General features: G+C 74.0%; 12 protein-coding genes. 6 read left to right on the top strand and 6 right to left on the bottom strand.

Features of this window, described 5'->3' with window-relative positions; all coding sequences use genetic code 11:
• The first annotated feature begins 24 nt into the window (after positions 1–24).
• On the top strand, positions 25–1,065 hold the full coding sequence (locus tag H291_RS30355) for an AEC family transporter (RefSeq protein WP_020015933.1): 1,041 nt from the start codon (positions 25–27) through the stop codon (positions 1,063–1,065).
• Positions 1,066–1,320: 255 nt separating this feature from the next.
• Here the strand turns inward: H291_RS30355 and H291_RS0115555 are convergent, their stop codons facing one another.
• The 4 genes from H291_RS0115555 to H291_RS0115540 form a co-directional block, all read right to left on the bottom strand.
• Positions 1,321–2,721: a Gfo/Idh/MocA family protein gene (locus tag H291_RS0115555; protein ID WP_020015932.1), complete on the bottom strand. Its 1,401-nt coding sequence runs from the start codon at positions 2,719–2,721 to the stop codon at positions 1,321–1,323.
• Positions 2,722–2,814: 93 nt separating this feature from the next.
• Positions 2,815–3,849: a 3-oxoacyl-[acyl-carrier-protein] synthase III C-terminal domain-containing protein gene (locus H291_RS0115550; RefSeq protein ID WP_020015931.1), complete on the bottom strand. Its 1,035-nt coding sequence runs from the start codon at positions 3,847–3,849 to the stop codon at positions 2,815–2,817.
• A 4-nt stretch (positions 3,850–3,853) separates the two neighbouring features.
• Positions 3,854–4,468, bottom strand: a complete 615-nt coding sequence (locus tag H291_RS30350; protein ID WP_020015930.1) for a SprT-like domain-containing protein — start codon at positions 4,466–4,468, stop codon at positions 3,854–3,856.
• A 127-nt stretch (positions 4,469–4,595) separates the two neighbouring features.
• Positions 4,596–6,905 carry an LLM class flavin-dependent oxidoreductase gene (locus H291_RS0115540; RefSeq protein WP_020015929.1) on the bottom strand — a complete coding sequence of 770 codons (2,310 nt, stop codon included), beginning with the start codon at positions 6,903–6,905 and terminating at the stop codon, positions 4,596–4,598.
• Between the two features lie 120 nt (positions 6,906–7,025).
• Here H291_RS0115540 and H291_RS0115535 point away from each other — a divergent pair, with 120 nt between their 5' ends.
• Positions 7,026–7,538 carry a MarR family winged helix-turn-helix transcriptional regulator gene (locus tag H291_RS0115535; RefSeq protein WP_020015928.1) on the top strand — a complete coding sequence of 171 codons (513 nt, stop codon included), beginning with the start codon at positions 7,026–7,028 and terminating at the stop codon, positions 7,536–7,538.
• 4 nt (positions 7,539–7,542) lie between these two features.
• On the opposite strand, the gene H291_RS0115530 is transcribed toward H291_RS0115535, so the two are convergent.
• Positions 7,543–8,241 (bottom strand): FadR/GntR family transcriptional regulator, encoded by a 699-nt coding sequence (locus H291_RS0115530; protein ID WP_020015927.1) that lies wholly within the window; start codon positions 8,239–8,241, stop codon positions 7,543–7,545.
• Between the two features lie 71 nt (positions 8,242–8,312).
• Here H291_RS0115530 and H291_RS0115525 point away from each other — a divergent pair, with 71 nt between their 5' ends.
• Genes H291_RS0115525 through H291_RS0115515 form a run of 3 tightly spaced genes read left to right on the top strand, consistent with a single transcriptional unit; the run spans position 8,313 to position 11,247 of the window.
• Entirely contained in the window at positions 8,313–9,098 is a 786-nt protein-coding gene (locus H291_RS0115525) for a (Fe-S)-binding protein (RefSeq protein ID WP_020015926.1), read from the top strand.
• On the top strand, positions 9,095–10,612 hold the full coding sequence (locus tag H291_RS0115520) for a LutB/LldF family L-lactate oxidation iron-sulfur protein (RefSeq protein WP_020015925.1): 1,518 nt from the start codon (positions 9,095–9,097) through the stop codon (positions 10,610–10,612). Before H291_RS0115525 ends, H291_RS0115520 begins: the two co-directional genes overlap by 4 nt.
• Positions 10,609–11,247 carry a LutC/YkgG family protein gene (locus H291_RS0115515; RefSeq protein WP_020015924.1) on the top strand — a complete coding sequence of 213 codons (639 nt, stop codon included), beginning with the start codon at positions 10,609–10,611 and terminating at the stop codon, positions 11,245–11,247. Before H291_RS0115520 ends, H291_RS0115515 begins: the two co-directional genes overlap by 4 nt.
• A 44-nt stretch (positions 11,248–11,291) precedes the next feature.
• Here the strand turns inward: H291_RS0115515 and H291_RS0115510 are convergent, their stop codons facing one another.
• A complete protein-coding gene (locus H291_RS0115510) occupies positions 11,292–11,705 on the bottom strand; it encodes a DUF2000 domain-containing protein (RefSeq protein WP_020015923.1) in 414 nt (137 codons plus the stop codon).
• A 50-nt stretch (positions 11,706–11,755) separates the two neighbouring features.
• Here H291_RS0115510 and H291_RS0115505 point away from each other — a divergent pair, with 50 nt between their 5' ends.
• Entirely contained in the window at positions 11,756–12,583 is an 828-nt protein-coding gene (locus H291_RS0115505) for a helix-turn-helix domain-containing protein (RefSeq protein ID WP_020015922.1), read from the top strand.
• Positions 12,584–12,589: the final 6 nt, after the last annotated feature.

Here is a 12,589-nt window from a genome sequence, read left to right as displayed (position 1 = left end):
CGGGGAGCGTGACATGGTGCTCGGGTGCTGCCCGTCCTGACTGCCATCGGTTCCATGGCCTGCGTGGTCGCGCTCGGCTGGGTGATCCAGCGGACCGGCCTGCTGGCCGGCCGCGGCCTCCCCCGCGGGATCGCGCGCGACGGCGCGGGTGACGGCGGGGCGGGCGCCCGGCAGACCCTCGCGACGCTGTCGTTCACGATCTGCGCGCCGGCACTGATGTTCAGCACGCTCGCCTCGACCGACCTCGCGCACGTGCTCTCGCGCGGCGCCGCCGTCACGTGGATCACGACGGCAGTGCTCGGCCTGGCGACGGCCGCGGCGGCGCGCTGGCTCCTGCGCCTGCCCGCCGGTCCGGCCGCCGTCACCACGCTGGCCGCCGTCTACGTGAACGGCGGCAACATCGGGCTGCCGCTGGCGGTCTACCTGTTCGACGACGCCCTCGCCGTGGTGCCGACGCTGCTGTTCCAGCTCCTGGTGCTCGCGCCGCTGACCCTCTCCGCGCTCGACCGCGCGACGGCGTCCGCCGACGGGCCCGCCACCCGGTCGGGCTGGCGGTCCATGGGGCAGGTGTTCCTCGCGGCGTTCCGGAACCCGATCACGCTCGGGACGGTCGCGGGCCTGCTCGTCGCCGTGGTGAGCGAGCTGACCGGCGCGCGGCTGCCCGAGGTCGTGCTGCTGCCGTTCGACCTGATCGGCGCCGCGGCGCCGCCGCTGGGCCTGCTCACGTTCGGCATGACGCTCGCCGTACCGATGCCGGCCGCGGACGCCGACCTCGGCGTGGCTGCCGGGCGAGGCCGCCGGCTGGTGGGCTGGGTCATCGCGATCGCCGTGCTGGTACGCAACCTGCTGCACCCGCTCGCGGCCTGGGCCCTGGGCTCGGCCGTGGGGCTGGACGCGCCCGCTCTCGCGCTGGTGGTGACGATGGCCGCGCTGCCGACGGCGGTCAACGTGACGACGTACGCGACGCGGTACGGGGTGTTCGACGGCGTCGCGGCCCGCGCGACCGTCTGGACGACGGCCCTGTGCGTCCCGGTGCTGGTGGTCATCGGCGCGCTGCTGGTGTGACCGCGGTCGGCGGGTCCCGACGGGCGCGGTCGGGTCTCGACAGGCTCGACCACCGGCAGTCGGGGCCACCGGCGGTCGGGCCTGTCGAGATCCGTCGGGGCGATCCCCTTTTGAGGCCTAAGTTTCTTCGCTTTGAGACGGCTCAAAGCGAAGAAACTTAGGCCTCAAAAGGGAAGGGCCACCCAAGAAGGGGCTGCCCCGGGAAACTGGCCGGGGAGGGGCAACTCCGGACCCGGACCCGGACCCGGAGGACCGTCAGATGCCCAGGTCCAGGTCCTCGATGCGGACCGGGTCGCCCGTCTCCAGCGAGCGGTTGCCCGCGTAGCCCACCGACGACGCGCGGACGCCGTCGACGTAGCCGGCCGCGCGGGCCAGCGGGTCGGCCTCGTCGGACGGCTTGAACACGTCGGCCAGCAGCAGCGCGTCGCCGCCGCCGTGCCCACCGCCGCCGCGCACGATCGGCCGCTCCTCGGCGCGCTCCCAGTGCCGCTGCACCACGAGCCGCTCGCCGATGGGCCGCACCACGTCCTCCTCGAACACCTCGGTGGCGCTCGGGTCGAGGATCGCGGCCCGGCCGTCGCCGAACTCCACGGAACCGCGCTCGACGACCTCCAGCTCCGCCCGGCCGCGCGCGCCGTTGACCACCACGCGGTAGCCCTCCCACGGCGAGTGGGCGGTGAGCGAGTAGGTCATCAGCGCGCCGCCCTCGTACTCGACGACGAGCCCGAGCGTGTCCTCGGTGGTGATGCCCGCGTCGAAGACCGACCGGTTGCGCACGTAGCCGTCCACCGCCTGGGCCTCCGGCCCGTACAGGGTGGACAGCCACTCGTTGTTCTCGACGTCGAGCTGCCAGGGATCGATGCCGAGGTCGTTCAGGGCGCGCTCGCCGGCCGTGGGCTCGTAGTCCGTCTCGTGGGCGCCGTCGTCGCCGTAGAAGCGCCGGCCGCCGGAGGCGAAGACGCGTCGCGGCACGCCGTCGATCCACCAGTTGACCAGGTCGAAGTGGTGGCTCGACTTGTGCACCAGCAGGCCGCCGTTGTTCACCTTCTCGCGGTGCCAGCGGCGGAAGTAGTCGGCGCCGTGCACGGTGTCGAGGGCCCAGTCGAAGTGGACCGACAGCACCTTCCCGATCTCGCCGCTCGCGATCACCTCGCGCAGCGCGCTGTTGCGGGGCGAGTAGCGGTAGTTGAACGTCGTGACCAGGTCGCGGCCGGTCTCGGCCACGGCGTCCACGATCTGCCGGGCCTGGTCGGGGTGCGCCGCGATGGGCTTCTCCACGACGACGTCGGCGCCGGCCCGCAGGGCGCGGGTGACCAGGTCGGCGTGCGTGCGGTCGACCGAGGTGACGATCACGCGGTCCACGGAGTGCTCCGCGATCGCCTTCTCCAGGTCGTCTGGCTGGTACACGGGGCGGATGCCGCCGAGCGCGGCCGCGACCCGCGCCTCGTAGGCCGCGGCGCGCACGGGATTGGGCTCGACCCAGGCGACGATCTCGCCGTCCGGGGCGTGCGTGCCGATCAGGGCGTCGACGTACATCGACGCGCGGTGCCCCGTGCCGACCACCGCGTAGCGGCGGCGACCCTCGGGCAGCGGCCCCGACGGCGGAACGGGCTCATGGGTCGGACCGGTGATCGGCTCGGTGGTCGGCTCAGGCATCGGTGGAGAGCTCCTTCGGTCGTCGTCGACGTCGGGTGGATGGGATTGAAACGATACGGCGCCGGGAAAGCGCTGTCCATGCCCTCCGACCACTCACCGCTCCGGCGTGATCACCACCTGGCCGGCCCACGCGAACCCGCCGCCGAACCCGAACAGCAGCGCGGGCACGCCCGCCGGGATCTTGCCCGCGTGCCACCACTTGGACAGCCCGAGCGGGATCGACGCCGCGGACGTGTTGCCCGACTCCGTGATGTCCGTGACGACGACCTTGCTCTCCATGCCGAGCGCCTTGGCGAGCGGCTCGATGATCCGCAGGTTGGCCTGGTGCGCCACGAGCACCTCGATGTCGTCGAGGCTCAGCCCGGACGCCGCCACGACGTCCCGCGCCCGATCGGCGGCCCGCGTGATGGCCCACTTGAACACCGAGCGGCCGTCCTGCTGGAACTTGACCTCGGGCGCCTCGATCCGCACCGCGGGCGTGAGCTCCGGCTCGGTGCCCCACACCACGGGCCCGACGGCGGGCGCGTCCGCCGCCTGCAGCACGGCCGCACCCGCGCCGTCGGCCGTGAGGATGCACGTCGAGCGGTCGGTCCAGTCGGTGTACGCCGTGAGCTTCTCGGCGCCGATGACCAGCGCGGTGCGCGCGGAGCCGGTGCGGATGGCCTGGTCGGCCACCCCGATGCCGTGCGCGAACCCGGAGCACGCCACGTTGAGGTCGAGCGCCGCCGGGCCCACGACGTTGCGCAGGTCCGGCGCCTCCTCACCCTCGGGCGTGGACGCACCCGGCTGGACGCCGGTGTGCAGTGCGTAGGCGACCCGGCCGGCCGTGTTCGGCGAGCGGTCGTCGTTCGTGGCGGTCGCGACGATCACCAGGTCGACGGCGTCGGCGGTCAGGCCGGCGTCCGCCAGCGCGTGCTCGGCGGCCGCCGTCGCCATGTCGGCGACGGTGACGTCGTCCGCGGCGACGTGCCGCGTGACGATGCCGGTCCGCGACCGGATCCACTCGTCGTTGGTCTCGACCCGCTGCGCGATGTCGTCGTTCGTGAGCGTCTGCGGTGGCTGGTGGTGCCCCAGACCGACGATGCGGGAGCCGGCTGCGCCGGACGGGAGCGTGAGAGCGGAAGCCATGGGGTCAACGTAGCGCGCCGAGGTCGAACGGCTCCATGACGGTGCCGGACGCCCGCTCCCGCGCGACCCGCGCCACCCGCTCCTCGGCGCCCGGCCCGGTGGCCGGCGCCTCGCCCACCTCGCGGAACGCCCCGCGCAGCTGGCTGTCGTACCGCTCCCCCATCGCCGCGTTGCGCCCCTTGTAGGTCCAGGCGATGAGGTTGGCCAGGGCGAACCGGGGCCCGCACGAGCGGCAGGACATGATGCCGGACGGCCGCCGGAACCGGGTGGCCCGGTGGCCGGACGGGCACGTGCCGACCCACGGCCCGTCGATCGACGGCGCCGACGGGTCCACGCAGCGCCGCCCCGAGCACCCGATGCGCACCGCCACCTCGCGCCAGGCCGGCCCGTGCTTGGCCTTGGGGCCCGCGAGCGCGTGCGCCACCTCGTGCAGGATCGTGTCCCGCACCTCCCGCTCGTCGTGGATGCGGGTGAGCGGCGCCGACAGGCTGATGCGCTGTTTTCCGTAGCTGCACATCCCGGCGCGCCGCACGGCGTCGTCGAACTCGAACGTCCAGGCCTTCAGCCCGTGCTGGTCCATCAGTTCGCGCGCAAGGCGCGAGGCGGCGACAAGGTTCATGGGTACCCCTGCGGTGGTCGTTCAACGGTCAGATCGCGTCCGGGTGAACCGGACGCGATCGAACCTACGGGTTCTCACCCACACGCGGGTGAAGTTATCCACAACCATGCGTGACAAGGTGGACGAGTCAGGCGTCGCTCCCCGCGGAGGCCTCCGCCGGGTCGGCCGGCGGGATCGGGAAGTTCGTCCGGAACACGTTCGACGGATCGTAGACCGCCTTCACCTGCCGCAGGCGCGTGAGGGTCGGCTCCGGGAACGCCTCCAGCAGCCGCTCGGGCCGGCTGTCGGTGTCGAAGGACAGGTACGAGCCGTCCATCACGGGCCCGATCTCGCCGTCCCACGCCTGGTTGAGCCGGTCCTGGTCGCTCGCCAGCGCCGAGAGCGCGAAGTTCTGGTGCCGGTGCGCGTACGCCGTGGCGTCCGGGGCGACGTCGTGCGCCGCGCCGCCGGTCGCCCGGATCGACGTGAAGTACGACTCGCCCGACGCGAGCAGGCGCTCGATCGCGCGGCTCGTGCCCTGGTCCAGGTGGGTCAGCAGGCCGGACCGCGCCGACGGGTCGCCGCCGCCGGAGTGGTGCGTGCCCTCCTTGCGCACCACGCCCGAGTACGGCAGGAGCTGGGCCTGGTGCCCCAGCAGCGGGCCGGCGTCGGCCAGCAGCTCGAGCTGGGCGATCGCCTCGTCCGGGTCGGCGTCGGCGCCCTCCGCCGCGAACACGGTCAGGAGCTGCGCCATCGGCGGCTGACCGCGCCGCCCCGAGCCCAGGATCATGAACGACGTGAGCCCGCGCGGTGCCGCCTCGACGGTGGCGCCCCAGCGCTCGAGGAGGCCCGCGGTGTCGGTGGCGTCGAGCGTCATCTGCGAGAAGACGACGTCCCCGACGGCGCCGGCCTCGATCTCGATCCACGTGACGACGCCCATGTTGCCGCCGGCGCCGCGGAGCGCCCAGTACAGGTCGGGGTGCTCGTCGCGGGAGGCGTGCAGCACCCGGCCGTCCGCCGTGACCACCTCGGCGGCCACGACGTGGTCGATCGTCAGGCCCTGCAGCCGACCCAGGAACCCGATGCCCCCGGTGGTGGCGAGCCCGCCCACGCCGACGCCGCCGTAGTCGCCCGACGTGATGGCCCACCCGCGCGGCGCGAGCACCTCGGCCACCTCGCCCCAGGTGGCCCCTGCGCCGATCCGCACCCGGCGCGTGGCCTCGTCGACCACCTCGACCGAGCGCATGCGGCTGAGGCTGAGCACCACGCCGCCGTCGTTCGTGGACCGGCCGGAGATGCCGTGCCCGGCCGAGCGGACGGCGAACTCGACGTCCTGCTTCTGCACCCAGGCGAGGCCGGAGGCGACCTCGTCGACGCCCCGCGGCCGCAGCACCAGGCCCGGCGCGCCGGAGCGCAGGTAGTTGTGCCGCACCGCGCCGTACTCGCGGTCGCCCGGCTCCACGGCGTGCGCCGCGAGCTCCGGCGGGAGCGAGTCGTAGTCGATCCGGTCGCGGCGCGCGGCCAGGGCCGCGGTCCCCCGGCGGGCGGCAGCCGGCGTCGTGCCGCTGGACCTGCGCTCGGCCGCCACCGCCTCGCGGACGGCGGGCGCGACCTCCTGCGCGAAGGCGCGGATCTGGTCGGGGTCGTCGCCCATGGCGATGAACCCGCTGACGCCGTCCTCCAGCGCCATCAGGGTGAGCTCCTCGACCCACTGGTCGGCCGGGCCCTGCAGCGGACCGGTGGAGCGGTCGGTGATGGTGCCGCCCAGGTTCAGCAGCCGGCGGATCTCGCTCGGCGAGCGCCCGGCTTCCTCGGCCGCCTCGTCGATCGTCGCGTTGCCCCGCGCCAGGTCGCCGTCCTTGAAGTAGGGCAGCGAGGGCAGCCAGCCGTCGGCCTTGGCCCCGGTGAGCCGGAGCATGCGCTTCTTGTACGCCCCGAGCCAGATCGGGATGTCGTGCGCGGGGGCCGGGCCGCGCTTGGCGCCGTCGACATGGTGGAACTTCCCCGGCACGCGCAGCGGCGTGCGGTTCTCGGCGTCCCAGATGCCGCGCATGATCTCGATGCCCTCCTCGAGGGCGGTGACGCCCTCGCCGGGCGTCCGGCGCGTGGCGCCCATCGCGACCATCGCGTCCCAGAAGCCGCCCGTGCCCACGCCCATCTCGAACCGGCCGCCGCTGAGCAGGTCGAGGCTCGCGGCGGCGCGCGCCAGGTGGGCCGGCGGGCGCATGCCCAGGTTGAGGACGTTGCCGGAGAGGTGGATGCGCTCGGTCTGCGCGGCCACCCAGGACATGAGCGTCCAGGTGTCGAGGAACGACGGCTGGTACGGGTGGTCCTGGAACGTGACCAGGTCGAGGCCGAGCTGCTCGGAGAGCTGGGCCAGCCCGACGGGAACCTGCGGGTTCGCGTTGGTGGGCGTGATGAACGTGCCGAAGAGCAGGTCGTGCCCGTAGTCGGTCATGCGTGCGGTGTCCCTCGTCGTCGCTCTGCGCCTGCCGCGCGTCGCGGCAGATCGTCTGTCTAGCAGACGATATTACTCACAACTCTTCTTGATCGCCGCACATTCCCGTAGGATGTGGGCATGAGCACCGTCCCCACCGAGACCCGCACGGGCCAGCACTCCCTGTTCGGCTGGTCCCTCGCCGCGCTCCTGCGCGAGTGGAGCGCACGGGTCGACGCCGCCGCGGACGACCTGCCGCAGGGCACGCGCGGCTACCAGCTGCTCACCGCCGTGGTGCACGGCCACCTGCCGAGCCAGGCCGCGCTCGCCGCCTCGCTCGGCATCGACCGCACGGTGATGACCTACCTGCTGGACGCCTTCGAGGGCTGCGGGCTCGTGGAGCGGCAGCAGGACCCGGCCGACCGGCGGGCGCGCCGCGTCGTCGCGACGGACCGCGGCCTGGAGGTGCTCGCCGCGATGGACGCGCGCGTCGCCGCCGCGGAGGAGGAGCTGCTCGCCGGGCTCGAGCCGGCGCAGCGCGCGGTGCTCCGCGAGCTGCTGGAGCGAGCGGCGTCGGGCACCGGCCCGGACTCCGACCCGTGCCGCACGGTGGTCCAGGCGACCCGGCCGGCGGAGGCACCGGGCACCCCGTGACGTGTCAGGCCTGAGCCAGGCCCGCCTCGCGGTAGAAGCCCTCGATGTGCGCGCGCGTGAGGCGCTCCGCCTCGGCGGCGTCGTGCCGCGCGACGGCGTCGACGATCCCCTCGTGCTCCGCGCACAGCCGCGCCGCCGTGCGCGGCCAGCTCTCGACGGCCCGCGCGCCCGTCGTCACGTAGGAGGCGACGGCGGCGCGCATGCCGCTCAGGATCGCCTCGACGAGCTGGTTGCCCCCCAGTCGCGCGAGCCCGAGGTGCAGGTCCTGGTCGTGCGCCAGGAACTCGTCGATGCCGAAGCCCGGCTCGGCCATCGCCTTCAGCAGCTCGCGGAGGGGGTCCAGCGCGGCGTCGTCGAACGAGCGCTCGGCGGCGTCCCGCACGGCGTTCGCCTCGAGCAGCACGCGCGTGCGGACGACGTCGGACACCGGCAGCGTGCCGGAGGCGACGTGCAGCCGCACCGCCGCGCCCAGGCCGGCGGCGGGCCGGTCGATCACCGTGGCGCCCGCGCCGGGACCCGAGCCGACGGCGGTGCGCACGATGCCCATCGCCTCCAGGATCCGGATGGCCTCGCGCACCGACGGGCGGGACACGCCCAGCTCCTCCGCGAGCGCCCGCTCGGCCGGGAGCCGCTCGCCGGGAGACCAGGTGCCCGCGGCGAGGCCCTCCTCGATCCGGGCCAGGACACGCTCGTGGGTTCTCACCGGTGCATGGTACGTGGTGTGGTCTGTCCACAGTGGGCTATGGTGTGGTCAGACCTCGAAGGAGAGTGCCCATGCGCATCGCCCTGGCCGCCACCTGCATCGCCGACGCGATGTTCCCGCAGGCCCCGAAGGCCGTCGTCACGCTCCTGGAGCGGCTGGGTCACGAGGTCGTGTTCCCCGCCGCGCAGGCCTGCTGCGGCCAGATGCACGTGAACACCGGCTACCTCGCCGACGCCGTGCCCGTGGTGCGGAACCACGTGCGGACGTTCGCCCCCGTGGCGGACGGCGAGTGGGACGCCGTCGTGGTGCCGTCCGGCTCGTGCACGGGCTCGATCCGGCACCAGCAGAAGATGGTCCTGGAGCGCGCGGGGCTGGGCGCCGAGGCGCGGACGGCGACGGCCGTCTCGGAGCGCACCTACGAGCTCTCGGAGCTGCTGGTCGACGTGCTCGGCGTGACCGACGTCGGCGCCTGGTTCCCGCACCGCGTGACCTACCACCCCACCTGCCACTCGCTGCGGATGCTCGGCGTGGGTGACAAGCCCGAGCGGCTGCTGCGCGCCGTCGAGGGGCTGGAGCTCGTGCCCCTGGAGCAGGCGGAGGGCTGCTGCGGGTTCGGCGGCACCTTCTCACTGAAGAACGCCGACACGTCGGCGGCGATGCTCGACGACAAGGTGGCGAACGTGGTCGGTACGGGCGCCGAGGTGCTCACCGCAGGCGACTGGTCGTGCCTGATGCACATCGGCGGCGGCCTCTCCCGCGGGGGCACGGGCGTGCGGCCCATGCACCTGGCGGAGATCCTGGTCTCGACGCGCGAGGCGCCCGTGGTGCCCGCCGACCGGCAGGAGGTGGCCCGATGAGCACGTTCCTCGGTATGCCGGCCACGCGCACCGGACGTGGCCCGAGCCCGGACGCCGCGCCCGGCACCCTGGGCGGCGTCGGCCGCCCGGAGGACCCGCTGCACTGGGGCGCGTCCTTTCCCGACGCCGCGAAGGCGGCGCTGGAGAACGACCAGCTGCGCCGCAACCTGGGCAACGCGACCGCCACCATCCGGTCCAAGCGGGCCCGCGTGGTGGGCGAGGTGCCGGACTGGGAGGCCCTGCGTGACGCCGGGTCCGCCATCAAGGGGGACGTGCTGGCGCGCCTTCCCGAGCTCCTGGAGGAGCTCGAGCGCAACGTGACCGCGCGGGGCGGCGTCGTGCACTGGGCGCGGGACGCCGCCGAGGCCAACCGGATCGTCGCCGACCTGGTGCGCGCCAAGGAGACCGACGAGGTCGTCAAGGTCAAGTCCATGGCGACGCAGGAGATCGGGCTGAACGAGGCGCTGGCCGAGGAGGGCATCGCCGCGGTCGAGACCGACCTCGCGGAGCTGATCGTGCAGCTCGCCGACGACATGCCGTCGCACATCCTGGTGCCCGCGATCCACCGCAACCGCACGGAGATCCGCGACATCTTCCTGGAGCGGATGGGCGACGCCCCGCCCGACCTGACGGACGTACCCCGCGAGCTCGCGATGGCGGCCCGCGCCCACCTGCGGCGCAAGTTCCTCTCGGCGAAGGTCGCGATCAGCGGCGCCAACTTCGCGGTCGCGGACACCGGGACGCTCGCCGTCGTGGAGTCCGAGGGCAACGGCCGCATGTGCCTCACGCTGCCCGAGACCCTCATCACGGTGATGGGCATCGAGAAGCTGGTGCCGACCTATCGCGACCTGGAGGTGTTCCTCCAGCTCCTGCCGCGGTCGTCGACGGGCGAGCGGATGAACCCGTACACCTCCATGTGGACGGGCGTGACGCCGGGCGACGGGCCGCAGGAGTTCCACCTGGTGCTGCTCGACAACGGCCGCACCAAGGTGCTGGCCGACGAGGCCGGACGCTCGGCCCTGCACTGCATCCGCTGTTCCGCCTGCCTCAACGTCTGCCCCGTGTACGAGCGGGTGGGCGGGCACGCCTACGGGTCGGTCTACCCCGGCCCGATCGGCGCGATCCTGACGCCGCAGCTCACCGGCGAGAAGTCGGACCTGCCCTACGCCTCCACGCTGTGCGGCGCGTGCTACGAGGTCTGCCCGGTCAAGATCGACATCCCGTCGATCCTGGTCGAGCTGCGGGCGCGCGAGGTCGAGCTCGGCGGCGCCTCGCCCGACGCCGCGGACCGGGTGTGGAAGGCGGCCATGAAGGCCGCGTCCTTCGCGATGGCCGACGGCGCCCGGTTCCGCCGGGCCGCGCGCGTCCCGCGGGCGCTTCGGGCGATCTCGCGGCACGGCGTGATCAAGCGGCTGCCGTTCCCCGGGTCGCTGTGGACGCGGTCCAGGGACCTGCCGGAACCACCGAAGCAGACCTTCCACGACTGGTGGGCCGAGCGGGAGGACGAGCGATGAGCGACGCCAGGACCGAGATGCTGTCGCGGATCCGGACGGCGCTGGGCACCTCCACGCCGGAGGCTACGTCGGTGCCCCGGGAGTACCGGGCGGCCGGTGAGCATGCCGCCGGGTCGGCGGAGGTGCTGGAGGTGCTGGTCGACCGGCTCGTGGACTACAAGGCGCACGTGCACCAGGTCGCCGCGGCCGACCTGCCGGGGCTGCTGGCGGAGCTGCTGGGGCCGGGGAGCGTCGTCGTGCCGCCCGGGATCGACGCCGCGTGGCTCGCCGGGCTGGCGGAGGTCGAGGTGCGGACGGACTCGCGCGAGGCGCCGCTCTCCGCGGTGGAGCTCGACGGGATCGACGCCGTGGTCACGGCCGCGCGGGTCGCGGTGGCCGAGACCGGCACGATCGTGCTCGACGGCGAGCCCGACCAGGGCCGGCGCGCGATCTCCCTGGTCCCCGACGTGCACGTGTGCGTGGTGCGGACCGACCAGGTGGTGCAGACCGTGCCGGAGGCCGTGCGGCTGCTCGACGCCGATCCCGGCCGGCCGCTGACCTGGATCAGTGGTCCGAGCGCCACGAGCGACATCGAGCTCGACCGCGTGGAAGGCGTGCACGGCCCCCGGACGCTGCACGTGGCGCTCGTGTCCTGAGGTCTCGACAGGCTCGACCAGCGGGACCGGAGGGACCAGCGGGGTCAGGGGTGCAGCCGCGCGCCCTTGACCACCTTGTCGACGACGCGCCGCTCGCCCGCCACCGCGAGACCGACCAGGTCGAGCTTCTCGGTGGCGACGCCGGCGACGGCGGCCCGGTTGTCGACGTCGTTCCCCGTGGCGAACAGGTCGGCCGTGTAGACGCCGATGCGCAGCCCGCGGGTGGCGGCGCGCTCGCGGAACGTGGCGAGCCCGCCGCCGTCGGACACCATGACCATGACCGGGGTGCCGAGCATCGCGAGGTACTCCCGGCCGTCGGCGTCGCGGTAGGTCTCGCCGACCAGCTCGGGGTAGGCGGCGGTCACGGCGCTGGAAAGGAAGGCGGTGACGTTGTTCTCCTGCCAGGCGAGCAGGTCGTCGCGGAGCACGATCACGATCTTGGGCTGTTCGAAGGTCATGTCGCCCAGCGTGCGGGCGGGCGGCGCCGCGGATCTTGTACGTTCTTGATGTGCCCCCGCTCGATCACCCCGCCGGCCCGGTCCTTGCCGGCCCGGCCCCGGACGTGGTGCGCGCCTGGCGGCCCGGCATCCCGGGCGTGGCCGAGGTGCTGCACGCCGCGTGGCACGAGCACGCCTACCCGGCCCACACGCACGACACCTGGACCGTGCTGATCGTGGACCGCGGCCTGATCGGCTACGGCCTGGACGGCCAGGAGCACGCCGCACGGCGCACCGGGGTGACCGTGCTGCCGCCGGGCGTCGTGCACGACGGCCGGTCGGTGACCGCGACCGGATTCCGCAAGCGTGTGGTCTACCTGGAGCCCACCGTGCTCGACGACGGACTCGTCGGGCGGGCCGTCGACGCGCCGCTGGTCCCGGACGACACGCTCCGCGCGCGGTTCGCGGGCCTCGACCGGGCGCTGACCGTGCGCGAGGACGTCGCGGCCGAGAGCCTGCTCGCCCTGGTCACCGAGGGTCTGGCCTGGCACCTGACCGGACGCCCGACGCCGCCGCGCGAGCCGCCGTCGGCCACCACGGCACGGCGGGCCCGCGACCTGCTCGACGCCGACCCGGCGCGGCCGGTGCGGCTCGCGGAGATCGCCGCCGAGCTGGACGTCTCCGTGCCGCACCTGGTGCGCTCGTTCACCCGGGAGCTCGGCCTGCCGCCGCACCGGTACCTGGTCGGACGCCGCCTGGACCTGGCCCGACGTCGGCTGCTGGCCGGCGAGCCCGCGGCCGACGTCGCCGCGGCCACGGGGTTCCACGACCAGGCGCACCTGACGCGGCACTTCCGCCGTCTGCTGCGGACGACGCCGGGGCGCTACCAGCGGGGCTGACGACCG

The sequence above is a fragment of the Promicromonospora sukumoe 327MFSha3.1 genome (assembly GCF_000385135.1).
In the GTDB taxonomy this organism is placed as follows: domain Bacteria; phylum Actinomycetota; class Actinomycetes; order Actinomycetales; family Cellulomonadaceae; genus Promicromonospora; species Promicromonospora sukumoe_B.
Note: the sequence above shows the minus strand (reverse complement) of the source record. Positions and strands in the feature narration are given on the sequence as shown.